Raw genomic sequence first — 17,226 nt, forward strand, 5'->3', positions numbered from 1 at the left:
GCCCCCGATGCCTGTACCGATTCGCATCCTGTGTGTTCTTCTGCTGGTCGCAGTCTCCACCAGTGCCACCGCAGTACCCAAGAAAGCACCGCCCGCGCCGCCGCCCAAGGGCGTCGGCACCACCTCGCTGGAGCCGGTGCTCGCCGGCGAATTCGCCTTGCAGGCCGGGCAGCTGGACGAGGCCGCCCGCGCCTATCTGGACGCTGCCAAGGCCGAGGCCGGCGACGCCGGGCTGGCCGAGCGCGCTGCCCGCATCGCCATGCTGGCCAACGACGACCCGCGTGCGATCGAGGCCCTGGCGTTGTGGCGTGCCCGCGCACCCTCGTCGATGTCCATGCGCAGTACCGAAGCCTCGCTGGCCTTGCGCCGCAACGACTTGCGGACCGCCCGCCGTGATCTGCTCGGCCTGCTCAAGGAATCCGACCCGCGCGGCTGGCGCTTCGCCCTGATCGCCCTGGCCAATGGCGGACGCGAGCCGGAAGCCTCGGCCGACGTGCTCGAGGACCTGGTCAAGGCCGGCGCCATTCCCAACCAGATCGAAGCCTGGCAGGAGTTCGGCCGGCTCGCCCTGCGCATGGAGCGCCCGGCGCTGGCCAAGCGCATCGTCGACGAAGTGGTGCGCCGTTTCCCCGAGGAGCCGCGCGTGGCCTTGTTGCACGCCACCCAGCTGCAGCAGGAGGGCAAGAACGAGGAGGCGCTGGCGCTGCTGAAGACTGTCGAGCCGCAGGCGGTCAAGGATTCCGAGCTGCGTGGCGCGCTGGCCTTTGCCTACGATGCCATGGGGCAGACCGAAGCCGCCGCGCGGGTGCTGTCGACCGGGCCGCAGGACACCCAGACCTACGGGCTGCGCGCCTCCATGCTGGCCAAGGAAAAGGATCGCACTGCGCTGGAGGCGCTGTACGGCGAGCTCAAGAGCAATGCCGCCAAGCCCGACCCGGACCGCCGCCTGCTGCTCGGCAAGATCGCCGAATTCCTCAAGCGCTACGACGAGGCGGTGGAGTGGTATCGCGGCGTACCCGGCGGCCCGCAGCTGAGCGAAGCGCGTCTGCGCGCCGCGAGTGCGCTGTACGAGTTGGGCCGCAAGCCCGAGGCGCTGGCCGAGGTCCGCGCCTTGCAGAGCGATGCCACTGCCGACGACGACGCACGTCGCGACGCCTATGTGCTCGAGGCCGAGCTGCACCAGCGCGCCGGCGACGCACCGGGCGAACTGGATGCCTTCGAGCGCGGCCTGGCCGCCTATCCGGACGACGGAGCCTTGCTGTATGCCCGCGGCCTGGCCTGGGAGCGCCGCGACGATGTCGCACGTGCCGAGGCCGACCTGCGCAAGATCCTGGTCGCCGAGCCGGAAAACGTGGCGGCGCTGAATGCGTTGGGCTACACCCTGGCCGACCGCACCACCCGCTACAAGGAAGCGCTGGCGTTGATCGACCGCGCCCGCACCGCCGACCCGGACAACCCGGCCATCGTCGACAGCTACGGCTGGGTGCTGTACCGCATGGGCCGCGCCAAGGAGGCCCTGGTGCAGCTGCGCCGTGCCTGGGCACTGGTCAAGGACCCGGAAATCGCCGCGCATGTGGGCGAGGTGCTGTGGGTCAGCGGCAAGCAGGACGAAGCGCGGCGCTACTTCGATGAAGCGCGGCGTCTGGACCCGGACAACCGCGCGCTGCAACGCGCCGTGGAAAAGTTCGGCCTATGAGCACGGCGATCCGAACACTGGCCCTGAGCGGGCTGGTGCTGGTCGGGCTGTCGGCCTGCGTCAGCGTGCCGCGCGGGCAGGGCAATGGCGCGGCCGTGGTGGAGCAGGTGTCCGAGCGCGCGCGCCAGGCCGAAGCTGCGCGCCAGGCCTGGCTGCAGGCGCATCCGGCCTGGTCGTTCCAGGGCCGGGTGGCGATCAGCAAGGGCAGTCAGGGCGGGAGCGGCCGTATCGACTGGCAGCAGGACGGTGCGCAATACCGCGTGCAGCTCAGCGCGCCGGTGACCCGGCAGAGCTGGGTGCTCACCGGCGACACCACCACTGGCGCCGGACGCCTGGAAGGACTGGAGGGTGGCCCGCGCAGCGGCCCCGATGCCGAGCAGGTACTGCTGGAAGCAACCGGCTGGACCATCCCGGTCAACCAGATGCCGGACTGGGTCCGTGCGCTGCGCATCGCCGACGCGGGCGCCGAACGCGTGGACCTGGATGCAGCCGGTCGGCCGCGGACCGTACAGCAGGATGGCTGGACGATCGATTTCCTCGCCTGGGCGCCGGCTGGCGAAGGCCAACCCGAGCTGCCGCAGCGCATCGAAGCCCGCAATGGCGAGGCCAAGGTGCGTCTGCTGGTCGACCACTGGGCGGTGTCGCCCTGATGCCTGCGGCGCAAGCGGGCTGGTCGGCGTGGCCTGCGCCGGCCAAGCTCAACCTGTTCCTGCGGATCGTCGGGCGCCGCGCCGATGGTTACCACCTGCTGCAGACCGTGTTCCGGCTGCTGGACTGGGGGGACACCATTCATCTTCGCCTGCGCGATGACGGGCTGATCCGGCGTATCGGCGACAGCCTGCCCGGCGTGGCGGAAGACGACGACCTGGTGATCCGTGCCGCGCGCCTGCTGCAGTCCAGCGCGGGCACGCAGGCCGGCGCCGACATCCGGGTCGACAAACGCATCCCCGCCGGCGGTGGTTTCGGGGGGGGCTCGTCGGATGCCGCCACCGTACTGGTCGCGCTGAACGCCTTGTGGGGCCTGGGTTTGCCGGTCGATACGCTGGCCGGGCTGGGATTGCGGCTGGGTGCCGACGTGCCAGTGTTCGTGCGCGGGCACAATGCCTGGGCCGAGGGTGTCGGCGAGCAACTGACGCCAATCAGCCTCCCGGCAGCGTCCTATGTGCTGGTCGATCCGGGAATCCACGTGCCCACCCCGGCCTTATTTCAGTCACGGGAATTGACGCGGGATGCTGCGCCCGTGAAAATAGCGGACTTCGCTTCGGGTTCTCTGCTCGACAATGCGTTCGAGCCGGTCCTGCGGCGCCGTGAACCCGCCATCGAGGCAGTGTTCCAGGCGCTGTCCAGGATCGGGACGCCGCGTTTGACCGGGTCAGGGGGCGGGTGTTTCGTCGAATTCGCCACGCGCGCTGCTGCAGAGCAGGCCATGGCGCAGTTGCCGGGCAGCCTGAGGGCGTGGGTCGTGGAAGGTGCAGCGCACTCGCCACTGCTCGACGCACTGGACGCGAGACAGGTTTGATGCAGGGGCGTCGCCAAGAGGCCCAAGGCACCAGGTTTTGATCCTGGCATTCGTAGGTTCGAATCCTACCGCCCCTGCCAATATGCAGATCCCTCTGCAACAGTCGTATATGCAGATCCTTCTGCAACAGCCCGCACCTCCATGTGCGGGGATTCAAGGAAAGCCCGGCATTTGGTCGGTTTGTCCAGCTCAACCATCGCCCGCACGCTCTTCGCCGCCGCCCGAGAGACCTCATGCAAGACCAACGTAATCTGCTGGTGTTCTCCGGCAATGCCAACAAGCCGCTTGCCCTGAGCATCTGCAAGGAGCTCGGCGTTCGCATGGGCAAGGCGCTGGTCACGCGCTTTTCCGATGGCGAGGTGCAGGTCGAAATCGAAGAGAGCGTGCGCCGGCAGGAAGTGTTCGTGATCCAGCCGACCTGCGCGCCGAGTGCGGAAAACCTGATGGAGCTGCTGGTGCTGATCGACGCGCTCAAGCGCGCCAGCGCCGCCTCGGTGACTGCGGTCATCCCGTACTTCGGCTACTCGCGTCAGGACCGCCGCATGCGTTCCTCGCGCGTGCCGATCACCGCCAAGGTTGCCGCCAAGATGATCTGCGCGATGGAGGCCGACCGCGTGCTGACGGTCGATCTGCACGCCGACCAGATCCAGGGCTTCTTCGACGTGCCGGTGGACAACGTCTACGCCTCGCCGCTGCTGCTGGCCGACATCTGGCGCGCCTATGGCACCGACAACCTGATAGTGGTGTCGCCGGACGTGGGTGGCGTGGTGCGCGCGCGCGCCGTCGCCAAGCGCCTGGACGATGCGGATCTGGCCATCATCGACAAGCGTCGTCCGCGCGCCAATGTGGCCACGGTGATGAACATCATCGGCGACGTGCAGGGCAAGACCTGCGTGCTGGTCGACGACCTGGTCGATACCGCCGGTACCCTGTGCGCAGCCGCCGCAGCGCTGAAGCAGCGCGGCGCGCTCAAGGTCGTGGCCTACATCACCCACCCGGTGCTGTCCGGCCCGGCGGTGGACAACATCAACAATTCGCAGCTCGACGAGCTGGTGGTCACCGACACGATTCCGCTGACCGAAGCTGCGCGCACCTGCGCCAAGATTCGTCAGCTGAGCGTGGCCGAACTGCTGGCCGAGACCATTCGCCGCATCGCCTTCGGCGAATCGGTGAGTTCGCTCTACGTCGACTGAACCCCATTCGGTGCCCGCAGTGTGCGGGTGCCGGTACCACGTCTCTCCTGGTCGCGGGTGAGACGCTTCATCGCCGCGAGGCGGTATTCCAATCTAGGTAGTGAAACAACATGGCAAAGACTCACGAAATCAAGGTCGAGCGCCGCGCAGACGAGGGGAAGGGTGCGAGCCGCCGCCTGCGTCACGCTGGCGTCATTCCGGCCATCGTCTACGGTGGCGAACTCGAGCCGGTCAGCATCCAGCTCAACCACGAGCAGATCTGGCTTGCCCAGCAGAACGAGTGGTTCTACTCGTCGATCCTGGACCTGAATCTCAATGGCGACGTGCAGCAGGTGCTGCTGCGTGACATGCAGCGCCATCCGTTCAAGCAGCTGATCATGCACATCGACTTCCAGCGCGTCAGCGCCAACGAGAAGCTCAGTGCCGCTGTGCCGCTGCACTTCGTCAACGAGGCAACCTCGCCGGCCGGCAAGTCCAGCGAAGTGGTCGTCACCCACGAGCTCAACGAAGTCCAGGTGGTCTGCCTGCCGAAGGACCTGCCGGAGTTCATCGAGGTCGACCTCGGCGCCCTGGAAGTGGGCAACGTGATCCACTTGTCCGAGATCAAGCTGCCGGCCGGCGTGGAAATTCCGGAGCTGAAGCTGGGCAAGGAGCACGACGTGGCGGTGGTTGCTGCCAAGCACGTGCGGGTCGAGGAAGAAGACGCTGCCGGTGAAGAAGGCAGCGACGGCGCCGAGACCAAGTAAGCCGTTGACCGATCCTTCGCACTGCGTGGGATCGGCCGCGGTCGCTGGCATGTCTGCACTCCGCCTGATTGTCGGACTCGGGAATCCCGGTCCGGAACACGCGCAAACCCGGCACAACGCCGGGTTTCGTTTCGTCGATGCCCTTGTCCAGCGCCATGGCGCGCGTTGGGGGCTGGATGCCAAGTTGTTCGGCGAGACCGCCAAGGTCGAGATCGCCGGCCAGCCGGTCTGGCTGCTCAAGCCGGCCACCTTCATGAATCTCAGCGGCAAATCGATCACCGCCGCGTTGCGGTTCTGGAAGATCGAGCCGGAGCAGTTGCTCGTTGCGCATGACGAACTGGATCTGGCGCCAGGCGTCGCACGGCTCAAGTTCGATGGCGGCCACGGTGGCCAGAACGGCCTGCGCGATACCATCCGCCTGCTGGGGCACGGCAAATTCCACCGCCTGCGGGTCGGCATCGGCCATCCCGGCCACAAGGACCGCGTAGTGCCATGGGTGCTGGGACGGGCAGGGCGCGACGACGACGCGGCAATCGGGACTGCAGTGGACGCCGCCATCGACGTGCTGCCGCTGGCAATGCAAGGTAATTTCAACGAGGCGATGAAGCGCCTGCATACGGAAAAATAGAGAATGGGGAATCGGGAATGGGAGGAGCGCTGCTCTTGCCATTCTCGATTCCCGATTCTCCATTCACTGGAAAACCCATGGGTATCAAATGCGGCATCGTCGGCCTGCCCAACGTCGGCAAGTCGACCCTGTTCAATGCGCTGACCAAGGCGGGCATCGCTGCGGCCAATTTCCCGTTCTGCACCATCGAGCCGAATGTCGGCATCGTGCCGGTGCCGGACCCGCGCCTCAATCAGCTGGCTGAGATCGTCAAGCCGCAGAAGTTGATTCCGACCGCGGTCGAGTTCGTCGACATCGCCGGCCTGGTGGCGGGCGCGGCAAGCGGCGAAGGGCTGGGCAACAAGTTCCTCGCGCACATTCGCGAGGTCGATGCGATCACCCACGTGGTGCGGTGCTTCGAAAACGACGACGTCATCCACGTCAACAACAAGGTCGACCCGATCGCCGATATCGAAACCATCGATACCGAGCTGGCGCTGGCCGACCTGGACAGCGTGGAAAAGGCACTCAACCGTGCCGAGCGCAGCGCCAAGGGCGGCGACAAGGACGCAGCGGCGCGCAAGCCGGTGCTGGCCAAGTTGCAGGCCGCGTTGGCCGATGGCAAGGCCGGGCGTGCAGCCGGTCTGGACGAGGATGAAAAGGCGCTGGTGCGCGACCTGTTCCTGCTGACGCTCAAGCCGGTGATGTACATCGCCAACGTGCTTGAGGACGGCTTCGAGAACAATCCGCACCTGGAGGCAGTGCGCAAGCATGCGTTGACCGAGGGTGCGGAAGTGGTGCCGGTCTCGGCAGCGATCGAAGAAGAGCTGTCGCAGCTCGACGACGAGGACCGCGACACCTTCCTGGCCGATCTGGGGTTGGACGAGCCGGGCCTGAATCGCGTCATCCGCGCCGCCTACAAGCTGCTCGGCCTGCAGACCTACTTCACGGCCGGCGTCAAGGAAGTGCGCGCGTGGACGGTCAAGGCTGGCTCGACCGCGCCGCAGGCCGCGGCGGTGATCCATACCGATTTCGAGAAGGGCTTCATTCGCGCCGAGACGATCGGCTTTGACGACTTCATCAAGCACCGCGGCGAAGCCGGTGCGCGCGATGCCGGGCGTCTGCGCCTGGAAGGCAAGGAATATCGCGTGCAGGAAGGCGACGTATTGCACTTCCGTTTCAACGTCTGATCCCGTGCGCGCGGCGCTGGTCCTCGCGCGCTTTCGGGAGTGGCGAAGAGTTCAAAATTTTTGTTGACACCGGGTGCGTCCCACAACAAAATAACGGGCTGCTTCACCCCGAACCGATTCGCTTCATTGCGCACCGGTCCGGTAGTAAAAGCTGGAGGGATACCCAAGCGGCCAACGGGGGCAGACTGTAAATCTGCTGGCTTACGCCTTCGGTGGTTCGAATCCACCTCCCTCCACCAGTTTCACGTTGTGGCATGCAGTTCCCAGCGCGGGAGTAGTTCAACGGTAGAACCTCAGCCTTCCAAGCTGATGGTGCGGGTTCGATTCCCGTCTCCCGCTCCATTGAACGCAAATGCATGGCATAATGCAAAACTCGCTCACGTAGCTCAGTCGGTAGAGCACCTCCTTGGTAAGGAGGAGGTCGAAGGTTCGATTCCTTTCGTGAGCACCATTACTCAATCGTCTTCAACTCCAAACGATTACCGAGACACGCACCCATGGCAAAAGCTAAATTTGAGCGCACCAAGCCGCACGTGAACGTCGGCACCATCGGTCACGTCGACCATGGCAAGACCACGTTGACAGCCGCGCTGACCAAGATCGGTGCTGAGCGTTTCGGTGGCGAGTTCAAGGCGTATGACGCGATCGATGCGGCGCCGGAAGAGAAGGCGCGCGGCATCACGATTTCGACCGCACACGTCGAATACGAATCCCCGACCCGTCACTACGCGCATGTCGATTGCCCCGGCCACGCCGACTACGTCAAGAACATGATCACCGGTGCGGCGCAGATGGACGGCGCGATCCTGGTGTGTTCGGCCGCCGACGGCCCGATGCCGCAGACCCGCGAGCACATCCTGCTCTCGCGTCAGGTCGGTGTGCCGCACATCGTCGTGTTCCTGAACAAGGCTGACATGGTCGACGACGCCGAGCTGCTCGAGCTGGTCGAGATGGAAGTGCGCGAGCTGCTCAGCAAGTACGACTTCCCGGGCGATGACACGCCGATCATCCACGGTTCGGCGCGTCTGGCGCTGGACGGCGACCAGAGCGACATCGGCGTGCCGGCGATCCTCAAGCTGGTCGAGGCGCTGGATTCGTTCATTCCGGAGCCGACCCGCGACGTCGACCGCCCGTTCCTGATGCCGGTCGAAGACGTGTTCTCGATCTCCGGCCGCGGCACCGTGGTGACCGGTCGTATCGAGCGCGGCATCATCAAGGTTGGCGACGAAATCGAAATCGTCGGTATCCGTGATACCCAGAAGACCACCGTCACCGGCGTGGAAATGTTCCGCAAGCTGCTGGACCAGGGTCAGGCAGGCGACAACGCCGGTCTGCTGCTGCGCGGCACCAAGCGTGACGACGTCGAGCGCGGCCAGGTGCTGTGCAAGCCGGGTTCGATCAAGCCGCATACCGAGTTCGAAGCCGAAGTCTACGTGCTGTCGAAGGACGAGGGTGGCCGTCATACCCCGTTCTTCAAGGGCTACCGTCCGCAGTTCTACTTCCGCACCACCGACATCACTGGCGCCTGCCAGCTGCCGGAAGGCGTGGAGATGGTGATGCCGGGCGACAACGTGAAGATGGTCGTGACCCTGATCAACCCGGTCGCGATGGACGAAGGCCTGCGCTTCGCCATCCGTGAAGGCGGTCGTACCGTCGGCGCCGGCGTGGTTGCCAAGATCGTCAAGTAAGTGCCTGCGTCCAGTCGCCTTGCGGCGGCTGGATTCAAACGAATGGCGGGCCGGCTAAACCGCGGTCCGCCTTCGTTGTCTTAGGGTTTGCGGTAAACGAGTACATACGCCAGTAGCTCAATTGGCAGAGCAGCGGTCTCCAAAACCGCAGGTTGGGGGTTCGAGTCCCTCCTGGCGTGCCACTCCTCTTTCCGGCCCAGCGATTCGGGTCAGATCGGTAACTAGAGCCGGATGAATAGCAAAATCGAGCCTTCCAAAAGCGCGTCTGCTGCCAGCGCCGATATCGTGAAATACGTCATCTCCGCGCTCCTGGTGATCGCGGGGTTGTTTGTGTGGTTCTGGTTTTCTGCACCCGAGCGTGCCACGCAGTTTGGAGCCTGGACGCCGCAGTTGCGCGCGCTGGCTGTGATTGTGGGGTTGGTGGCCGGTGCGTTTGTGTTTCTGGGGACCGGCAAAGGCCGGGAAGCCCGTGAATTCATGTCCGAATCCAGGTTCGAGTTGCGCAAGGTGGTCTGGCCGACGCGCCAGGAAGCCATCCGCACGACCTGGGTCGTAATTGTTGTTGTGATCATTCTGAGTTTGCTGTTGGGCGGCTTCGACTTTGTCATCCAGAAGCTCACGCAGTGGTTCCTGGCTCGTTGAGGAGAATCAAGCAGTGAAGCGTTGGTATGTCGTTCACGCCTATTCAGGCTTCGAAAAATCCGTTGCGCAGGCATTGCGCGACCGTATCGCGCGCACCGAGATGGAAGATCGCTTCGGCGACGTCCTGGTGCCGACCGAAGAAGTCATCGAAATGCGCGCCGGCCAGAAGCGCCGGTCCGAGCGCAAGTTCTTCCCCGGCTACGTGCTGGTGCAGATCGAGACCCACGAAGAAGCCGGTATTCCGCGCATCGACAATGAAAGCTGGCACCTGGTGAAGGAAACTTCCAAGGTGATGGGCTTCATCGGCGGCACCGCCGACCGTCCGTTGCCGATCCGCGACGAAGAGGCGGATGCGATCCTGCAGCGTGTGCAGGATGGCGTCGAGAAGCCGCGTCCGAAGGTGCTGTTCGAGCCGGGTCAGATGGTGCGCGTCACCGACGGTCCGTTCAACGACTTCAACGGCGTCGTGGAAGAAGTCAATTACGAGAAGAGCCGGTTGCGGGTTGCCGTGCTCATCTTCGGTCGCTCCACGCCGGTCGAGCTCGAGTTCGGTCAGGTCGAGAAGGGCTGAGGTCGGTTGGGCGCTGTCTAGGCGCCCGCCTCGAATGCTGCTATAGTGCGCGGCTCGCTCACCTGGCGAACCGCCGGGAATCAATGGCTGCCGCATGGCAGCCATCTGCGTGTGGTCAGAAACGTGAAGCCGGGACACGTGATTTCCCGGTCCGATGGGGAGCCTGCAGTCAAGGCGCTAGCACCCGGAGAGTATCGAAATGGCAAAGAAGATAACTGCGTACATCAAGTTGCAGGTCAAGGCCGGTCAGGCCAATCCTGCGCCGCCGGTCGGCCCTGCACTGGGTCAGCGCGGTCTGAACATCATGGAGTTCTGCAAGGCGTTCAATGCAGCGACCTCCAAGCTGGAGCCGGGTCTGCCGACGCCGGTGGTGATCACCGCGTATTCCGACCGTACCTTCACCTTCATTACCAAGAGCACCCCGGCCAGCGTGCTGCTCAAGAAGGCCGCAGGCGTGACCTCCGGTTCCAAGCGCCCCAACACCGACAAGGTGGGCAAGGTGACGCGCAAGCAGCTGGAAGAGATCGCCAAGGTCAAGGAAGCCGATTTGACGGCGGCCGAGCTGGAAGCGGCAGTGCGCACGATTGCGGGTTCTGCCCGCAGCATGGGTTTGACGGTGGAGGGCTAAGACATGGCACAGAGCAAGCGCGTTAAGGCCATTGCGGCCGCTGTCGTTCCGGGCAAGACTTATGCCTTCGAAGACGCAATCAAGATCCTGAAGACCGTTGCCAAGGCCAAGTTCGTCGAGTCGATCGACGTTGCCGTGCGCCTGGGCGTGGACGCCAAGAAGTCCGACCAGCAGGTGCGCGGTTCGACCGTGCTGCCGGCCGGTACCGGCAAGAGCGTGCGTGTTGCGGTGTTCGCACCGGCCGGCGCCAAGGCTGACGAAGCCCTGGCCGCTGGTGCCGAGGCGGTGGGCATGGACGACCTGGCCGAGAAGATGCAGGCCGGCGACCTGAGCTACGACGTGGTCATCGCGACCCCGGACGCGATGCGCGTCGTCGGTAAGCTCGGCACCCTGCTGGGCCCGCGTGGCCTGATGCCGAACCCGAAGGTCGGCACCGTGTCGGCCAACCCGGGCGAAGCGGTCAAGAATGCCAAGTCGGGTCAGGTGCGTTACCGCACCGACAAGGCCGGCATCATCCACTGCACCATCGGCAAGGCCAGCTTCGATGACGAAGCGCTGAAGTCGAACCTGCAGGCGCTGCTGGTCGATCTGATCAAGGCCAAGCCGGCCACCTCCAAGGGAACCTACCTGCAGAAGGTGTCGGTCAGCTCGACGATGGGTCCTGGCGTGACGGTCGACCAGTCGAGCCTTGCGCTGAAGTGAGTTGAGGGGTCGGGCCTGTCATGGGCCTGACCCGTCGATGGAGTACAGCATTGTTTTTCCGGCCCGGGTCACCGTGTGCTGGGAGTCCGTTCCCTCCTTTGGGGTAACGGACATTTTGAAGGCGATCGCCGGCTTGTCCGGCGGTAGCCGTCAAAGACCGCAGGCGCGGTCAGCGCAGATCGACGACGGGCACGGATGCTCGCACTGGCAAGGAGTCGCCGTCGATGCAGCGGGATCGCTTAATCAGGTTCGCAAGAGCCGGCCGGCGTAGATGGTGTCGCCCTTCTGGAGCTTTCTGGTTTACGCGCGTCTGGGACATCCCGGATCGAGCCCACTCCAGGTCTAGAACGGCCACCAAAGGAACATCGGTCGATGTTCCCGGCTTCCAGGAAGGAGGCTGCCCTGGACCGCAACCGGCAGGAGCCGCGAGCGGAGTAGTTTGAAGCGGGGATTAGGGATTCGGCATTGGGGATTTGCAGGAGCGGCTTCATGGCTTTCGACGAATCACCAAGCACCAATCCCCATCCCGGCTTTAACGGAGGAGTGCAATGGCTCTCAATCTGTCTCAGAAGCAAGAAGTAGTCGCCGAGCTGGCAGACATCGCCGCCAAGGCTCACTCCTTGATCGCCGCCGAATACGCTGGCATCACGGTCTCCCAGATGACCGCGATGCGCAAGCAGGCCCGCGAAACCGGTGTGTTCTTGAAAGTTGTCAAGAACACTCTGGCTGCGCGCGCCGTTGAAGGTACCGAGTTCGCTGTCGTCGCTGACAAGCTGGTCGGTCCTTTGCTGTACGCGTTTTCGATGGAGGAGCCCGGCGCTGCCGGTCGCCTGATCAAGGAATTCGCCAAGGGCAACGACAAGTTGCAGGCCAAGGTCGTGTCCATCGGCGGGGAACTGTTCCCGGCTGGCCACGTCGACGTGTTGGCTTCGCTGCCGACCCGCGACCAGGCCCTGGCCATGCTGGCCCGCGTGCTGTCCGAACCGGCTGCCATGTTTGCCCGTGCCGTCAAGGCCGTGGGCGACAAGCAGGGTGGTGGCGACGAAGCCGCCGCGCCGGTCGCCGAGACTGCCGAAGCTTGATGTCCTAGCGTTCGCTAGAACCCCAATCCAGAAAATCATTTAAAGGTAATTACAATGTCCCTTACCAACGAACAGATCGTCGACGCCATCGCCGAGAAGTCCCTGATGGAAGTGATGGAGCTGGTCAAGGCCATCGAAGAGAAGTTCGGCGTCTCCGCCGCCGCTCCGGTCGCTGCTGCTGCAGCTGGCCCGGCCGCCGTGGTCGAAGAGCAGACCGAGTTCAACGTGGTGCTGACCAACTGCGGCGCCAACAAAGTCGGCGTCATCAAGGCCGTCCGCGCCGTGACCGGCCTGGGTCTGAAGGAAGCCAAGGACCTGACCGAAGCCGGTGGCATGCTGAAGGAAGGCGCTTCGAAGGATGAAGCCGAGAAGATCAAGAAGGAACTGACCGAAGCTGGCGCGACTGTCGAAATCAAGTAAGCAGTACCTTGCATCGCCAGCGTTTCATGGTGATGCACTGAAGGCTGGGAGCGTAAAGCTCCCGGCCTTTGGCCGTTGATGGAAGGCCGGGATTTGAGAGTCGGCATTCGGGATTCGAAGGCAATCTTCGCGTATCCCCAATCTCGTCATCCCCAATCCCTGCTTCACCGAGTTGGTAGTTGGAAGTAGCGGGAGAAGGCGTGCTGGTGCCGGCAATACCAGCGACTTCCAACTGACAATTTTGTTATTTCAGGGCCGCCGCGACGCGGCCCCCGCAGCCTAGGGTGAAGACTCATGACGTCTTATTCGTTCACCGAAAAAAAGCGTATCCGCAAGGACTTCGGCAAGCAGCGCTCGATTCTCGAAGTGCCGTTCCTGCTTGCGATCCAGGTGGATTCCTACCGCGAATTCCTGCAGGAAGACGTGGAGCCGACCAAGCGTAAGGACCTCGGTCTGCACGCGGCACTGAAGTCGGTGTTCCCGATTTCCAGCTACAGCGGCAACGCCGCGCTGGAATACGTCGGCTACAAGTTGGGTCAGCCGGTGTTTGACGAGCGTGAATGCCGTCAGCGCGGCATGAGCTATGGCGCGCCGCTGCGCGTGACCGTGCGTCTGGTGATCTACGACCGCGAGTCGTCGACCAAGGCCATCAAGTACGTGAAGGAGCAGGAGGTCTATCTTGGCGAAATCCCGCTGATGACCGACAACGGCACCTTCATCGTCAACGGCACCGAGCGCGTCATCGTCTCGCAGCTGCACCGCTCGCCGGGTGTGTTCTTCGACCACGACCGTGGCAAGACCCACAGCTCGGGCAAGCTGCTGTACAGCGCCCGCATCATTCCGTACCGCGGTTCCTGGCTGGACTTCGAGTTCGACCCGAAGGATGCGCTGTTCACCCGTATCGACCGTCGCCGCAAGCTGCCGGTGTCGATCCTGCTGCGTGCGCTCGGCTACAGCAACGAAGAGATGCTGGCCGAGTTCTTCGAGATCAACACCTTCCACATCAACCCGGACGAAGGCGTGCAGCTGGAGCTGGTGCCGGAGCGTCTGCGTGGTGAAACGCTGAACTTCGACCTGGCCGATGGCGACAAGGTCATCGTGGAAGCGGGCAAGCGCATCACCGCCCGTCACGTCAAGCAGCTCGAAGCCGCCGGCGTTGCCGCGCTGGCCGTGCCGGACGACTATCTGCTCACCCGCATCCTGTCGCACGACGTGGTCGATGGCTCGACCGGCGAACTGCTGGCCAATGCCAACGACGAGATCACCGAAGACCAGCTGGCGGCCTTCCGCAAGGCCGGCGTCGATGCGGTCGGCACCCTGTGGGTGAACGATCTGGACCGCGGTCCGTACCTGTCCAACACCCTGCGCATCGATCCGACCAAGACCCAGCTCGAAGCGCTGGTCGAAATCTACCGCATGATGCGTCCGGGCGAGCCGCCGACCAAGGAAGCCGCTCAGAACCTGTTCCACAACCTGTTCTTCACCTTCGAGCGCTACGACCTGTCCACGGTCGGCCGCATGAAGTTCAACCGTCGCGTCGGCCGCAAGGATGTGCTGGGCGAGTCGGTGCTGTACGACAAGAAGTACTTTGCCGAGCGCAACGACGAAGAATCCAAGCGCCTGGTCGCCGAGCACACCGACACCTCCGACATCCTGGAAGTGATCAAGGTGCTCACCGAGATCCGTAACGGTCGCGGCGTGGTCGATGACATCGATCACCTGGGCAACCGTCGCGTGCGTTCGGTCGGCGAAATGGCCGAGAACGTGTTCCGCGTGGGCCTGGTCCGCGTCGAGCGCGCGGTCAAGGAACGCCTGTCGATGGCCGAGTCCGAGGGTCTGACCCCGCAGGAACTGATCAACGCCAAGCCGGTGGCTGCGGCGATCAAGGAGTTCTTCGGCTCCTCGCAGCTGTCGCAGTTCATGGACCAGAACAACCCGCTGTCGGAAGTGACGCACAAGCGTCGCGTCTCCGCACTGGGCCCGGGCGGCCTGACCCGCGAGCGCGCCGGCTTCGAAGTGCGCGACGTGCATCCGACCCATTACGGCCGCGTCTGCACCATCGAAACCCCGGAAGGCCCGAACATCGGCCTGATCAACTCGCTGGCCGTGTTTGCCCGCACCAACCAGTACGGCTTCCTCGAGACGCCGTACCGCAAGGTGCTGGACGGCAAGGTCTCCGACGACGTCGAATACCTGTCGGCGATCGAAGAGAACGAGTACGTGATCGCCCAGGCGAACGCGCTGACCGATGCCAAGAACATGCTCACCGAGCAGTTCGTGCCGTGCCGGTTCCAGGGCGAGTCGCTGCTGAAGCCGCCGGCCGAAGTGCACTTCATGGACGTCTCGCCGATGCAGACCGTGTCGGTCGCCGCGGCGCTGGTGCCGTTCCTGGAGCACGACGACGCCAACCGTGCACTGATGGGCGCCAACATGCAGCGCCAGGCCGTGCCGACGCTGCGTTCGCAGAAGCCGCTGGTTGGTACCGGCATCGAGCGTGCGGTTGCGCGCGACTCGGGCGTGACCGTCAATGCCTTGCGTGGTGGCGTGATCGAGCAGATCGACGCGGCCCGCATCGTGGTCAAGGTCAACGAGGCGGAAATCGGCGGCGGCACCGATGCCGGCGTGGATATCTACAACCTGATCAAGTACACCCGCTCCAACCAGAACACCTGCATCAACCAGCGTCCGCTGGTGAACGTGGGTGATGTGATCGCGCGCGGCGACGTGCTGGCCGACGGCCCGTCCACCGACATCGGTGAACTGGCGCTGGGCCAGAACATGCTGATCGCGTTCATGCCGTGGAACGGCTACAACTTCGAAGACTCCATCCTGCTCTCCGAGCGCGTGGTGGAAGAGGATCGTTACACCACGATCCACATCGAGGAACTGACCTGCGTTGCACGCGACACCAAGCTGGGGCCGGAGGAAATTTCCGCCGACATCCCGAACGTGTCCGAGCAGGCGCTGAACCGTCTGGACGAGAGCGGCGTGGTGTACATCGGTGCGGAAGTGCGCGCCGGCGACATCATGGTCGGCAAGGTCACGCCGAAGGGCGAGAGCCAGCTGACCCCGGAAGAAAAGCTGCTGCGTGCGATCTTCGGTGAGAAGGCGTCCGACGTGAAGGACAGCTCGCTGCGCGTGCCCCCGGGCATGGACGGCACCGTCATCGACGTGCAGGTCTTCACCCGCGACGGCATCGAGAAGGACAAGCGTGCGCGTCAGATCGAAGAGTCCGAGATCAAGCGCGTCAAGAAGGACTTCGACGACCAGTTCCGCATCCTGGAAGCGGCCATCTACGCACGTCTGCGTTCGCAGATCGTGGGCAAGGTTGCCAACGGCGGTCCGAACCTGAAGAAGGGCGACAACGTCACCGACGCGTATCTGGACGGGCTGAAGAAGTCCGATTGGTTCCAGCTGCGCATGAAGGACGAAGACGCAGCCGACGCCATCGAGCGCGCACAGAAGCAGATCCAGGCGCACGAAAAGGAATTCGAAGCACGCTTTGCCGACAAGCGCGGCAAGATCACCCAGGGCGATGACCTCGCACCGGGCGTGCTGAAGATGGTCAAGGTGTTCCTGGCAGTGAAGCGCCGCATCCAGCCGGGCGACAAGATGGCAGGCCGCCACGGCAACAAGGGTGTGGTCTCCAATGTCGTGCCGGTCGAGGACATGCCGTACATGGCTACCGGCGAGCCGGTCGACATCGTGCTGAACCCGCTCGGCGTGCCGTCGCGTATGAACATCGGCCAGATTCTGGAAGTGCATCTGGGCTGGGCCGCCAAGGGCCTGGGTCGCAAGATCCAGCGCATGCTGGAAGCCCAGGCGGCGGTCAGCGAGCTGCGCAAGTTCCTGGACGACATCTACAACCACGACAGCGCGATCAATGCACAGCGCGTGGACCTGTCGCAGTTCAGCGATGAGGAATTGCTCAACCTGGGCAAGAACCTGATCGATGGCGTGCCGATGGCCACCCCGGTGTTCGACGGCGCCAGCGAAGCGGAAATCAAGCGCATGCTGGAACTGGCCGAGCTGCCGCAGAGCGGTCAGACCCAGCTGTACGACGGTCGTACCGGCGAAGCGTTCGATCGCAAGACCACGGTCGGCTACATGCACTACCTGAAGTTGAACCACCTGGTCGACGACAAGATGCATGCGCGCTCGACCGGTCCGTACTCGCTCGTCACCCAGCAGCCGCTGGGCGGCAAGGCGCAGTTCGGTGGTCAGCGCTTCGGTGAGATGGAAGTCTGGGCGCTGGAAGCCTACGGCGCGGCCTACACCCTGCAGGAAATGCTGACGGTGAAGTCCGACGACGTGCAGGGCCGCAACCAGATGTACAAGAACATCGTCGATGGTGAGCACGAGATGGTCGCGGGCATGCCGGAATCCTTCAACGTGTTGGTGAAGGAAATCCGCTCGCTGGCGATCAACATGGAACTGGAAGAGTGATCGCGCCGGATCCCGGCGCCGCAACGCGGTGCCGGGATCTGGAACGTAAGTCCCTCGGTTTCATCTCAGATACGAAATTCCTCCGACCCGGAGATA

General features: G+C 64.0%; 15 protein-coding genes and 5 tRNA genes. All 20 read left to right on the forward strand.

The annotated features are described in order from the left end of the window. Positions 1-7: 7 nt before the first annotated feature. The 20 genes from H7A87_RS04625 (at position 8) to rpoB (ending at position 17,130) form a co-directional block, all read left to right on the forward strand. Positions 8-1,696, forward strand: coding sequence for a tetratricopeptide repeat protein (locus H7A87_RS04625; RefSeq protein ID WP_119129696.1), 1,689 nt, complete (start codon positions 8-10; stop codon positions 1,694-1,696). Further along, positions 1,693-2,346, forward strand: a complete 654-nt coding sequence (gene lolB, locus H7A87_RS04630) for a lipoprotein insertase outer membrane protein LolB (protein WP_104582257.1) — start codon at positions 1,693-1,695, stop codon at positions 2,344-2,346. The genes H7A87_RS04625 and lolB overlap by 4 nt, the downstream gene beginning before the upstream one ends. Further along, positions 2,328-3,215, forward strand: coding sequence for a 4-(cytidine 5'-diphospho)-2-C-methyl-D-erythritol kinase (ispE, locus tag H7A87_RS04635; RefSeq protein ID WP_115676527.1), 888 nt, complete (start codon positions 2,328-2,330; stop codon positions 3,213-3,215). The genes lolB and ispE overlap by 19 nt, the downstream gene beginning before the upstream one ends. A gap of 3 nt (positions 3,216-3,218) precedes the next feature. Beyond that, positions 3,219-3,295: transfer RNA gene (locus H7A87_RS04640), tRNA-Gln, on the forward strand. Positions 3,296-3,448: 153 nt separating this feature from the next. Beyond that, positions 3,449-4,408: a ribose-phosphate diphosphokinase gene (locus tag H7A87_RS04645; RefSeq protein WP_104582258.1), complete on the forward strand. Its 960-nt coding sequence runs from the start codon at positions 3,449-3,451 to the stop codon at positions 4,406-4,408. Between the two features lie 110 nt (positions 4,409-4,518). Further along, on the forward strand, positions 4,519-5,154 hold the full coding sequence (locus H7A87_RS04650) for a 50S ribosomal protein L25/general stress protein Ctc (protein WP_104582259.1): 636 nt from the start codon (positions 4,519-4,521) through the stop codon (positions 5,152-5,154). A 49-nt stretch (positions 5,155-5,203) separates the two neighbouring features. Further along, positions 5,204-5,782 (forward strand): aminoacyl-tRNA hydrolase, encoded by a 579-nt coding sequence (pth, locus tag H7A87_RS04655; RefSeq protein ID WP_104582260.1) that lies wholly within the window; start codon positions 5,204-5,206, stop codon positions 5,780-5,782. A gap of 77 nt (positions 5,783-5,859) precedes the next feature. Further along, on the forward strand, positions 5,860-6,951 hold the full coding sequence (gene ychF / locus H7A87_RS04660; RefSeq protein ID WP_104582261.1) for a redox-regulated ATPase YchF: 1,092 nt from the start codon (positions 5,860-5,862) through the stop codon (positions 6,949-6,951). A gap of 153 nt (positions 6,952-7,104) precedes the next feature. Beyond that, a tRNA-Tyr gene (locus H7A87_RS04665) sits at positions 7,105-7,190 on the forward strand. Between the two features lie 29 nt (positions 7,191-7,219). Beyond that, positions 7,220-7,293 (forward strand) — tRNA-Gly (locus H7A87_RS04670). A 33-nt stretch (positions 7,294-7,326) separates the two neighbouring features. Further along, positions 7,327-7,402 (forward strand) — tRNA-Thr (locus H7A87_RS04675). Positions 7,403-7,448: 46 nt separating this feature from the next. Further along, positions 7,449-8,639, forward strand: coding sequence for an elongation factor Tu (gene tuf / locus H7A87_RS04680; RefSeq protein WP_104582262.1), 1,191 nt, complete (start codon positions 7,449-7,451; stop codon positions 8,637-8,639). A gap of 106 nt (positions 8,640-8,745) precedes the next feature. Continuing rightward, a tRNA-Trp gene (locus H7A87_RS04685) sits at positions 8,746-8,821 on the forward strand. A 49-nt stretch (positions 8,822-8,870) separates the two neighbouring features. Next, a complete protein-coding gene (gene secE / locus H7A87_RS04690) occupies positions 8,871-9,281 on the forward strand; it encodes a preprotein translocase subunit SecE (protein ID WP_104560438.1) in 411 nt (136 codons plus the stop codon). Positions 9,282-9,294: 13 nt separating this feature from the next. Then, entirely contained in the window at positions 9,295-9,852 is a 558-nt protein-coding gene (gene nusG / locus H7A87_RS04695; RefSeq protein ID WP_016900683.1) for a transcription termination/antitermination protein NusG, read from the forward strand. Between the two features lie 199 nt (positions 9,853-10,051). Further along, the gene (gene rplK, locus H7A87_RS04700; RefSeq protein ID WP_016900682.1) at positions 10,052-10,480 is read left to right on the forward strand and encodes a 50S ribosomal protein L11; all 429 of its coding nucleotides are present in this window, start codon (positions 10,052-10,054) and stop codon (positions 10,478-10,480) included. A 3-nt stretch (positions 10,481-10,483) separates the two neighbouring features. Continuing rightward, positions 10,484-11,182 carry a 50S ribosomal protein L1 gene (rplA, locus tag H7A87_RS04705; RefSeq protein WP_104582263.1) on the forward strand — a complete coding sequence of 233 codons (699 nt, stop codon included), beginning with the start codon at positions 10,484-10,486 and terminating at the stop codon, positions 11,180-11,182. Between the two features lie 548 nt (positions 11,183-11,730). After that, positions 11,731-12,264, forward strand: coding sequence for a 50S ribosomal protein L10 (rplJ, locus tag H7A87_RS04710; protein ID WP_104582264.1), 534 nt, complete (start codon positions 11,731-11,733; stop codon positions 12,262-12,264). Positions 12,265-12,318: 54 nt separating this feature from the next. Further along, the gene (gene rplL, locus H7A87_RS04715; protein ID WP_008574194.1) at positions 12,319-12,684 is read left to right on the forward strand and encodes a 50S ribosomal protein L7/L12; all 366 of its coding nucleotides are present in this window, start codon (positions 12,319-12,321) and stop codon (positions 12,682-12,684) included. Between the two features lie 294 nt (positions 12,685-12,978). Then, complete coding sequence (gene rpoB, locus H7A87_RS04720; protein ID WP_104535790.1) at positions 12,979-17,130, forward strand: DNA-directed RNA polymerase subunit beta; 4,152 nt, start codon at positions 12,979-12,981, stop codon at positions 17,128-17,130. The last annotated feature ends 96 nt before the right edge of the window (positions 17,131-17,226 follow it).

It is taken from the genome of Xanthomonas sp. CPBF 426, assembly GCF_903989465.1.
In the GTDB taxonomy this organism is placed as follows: domain Bacteria; phylum Pseudomonadota; class Gammaproteobacteria; order Xanthomonadales; family Xanthomonadaceae; genus Xanthomonas; species Xanthomonas euroxanthea.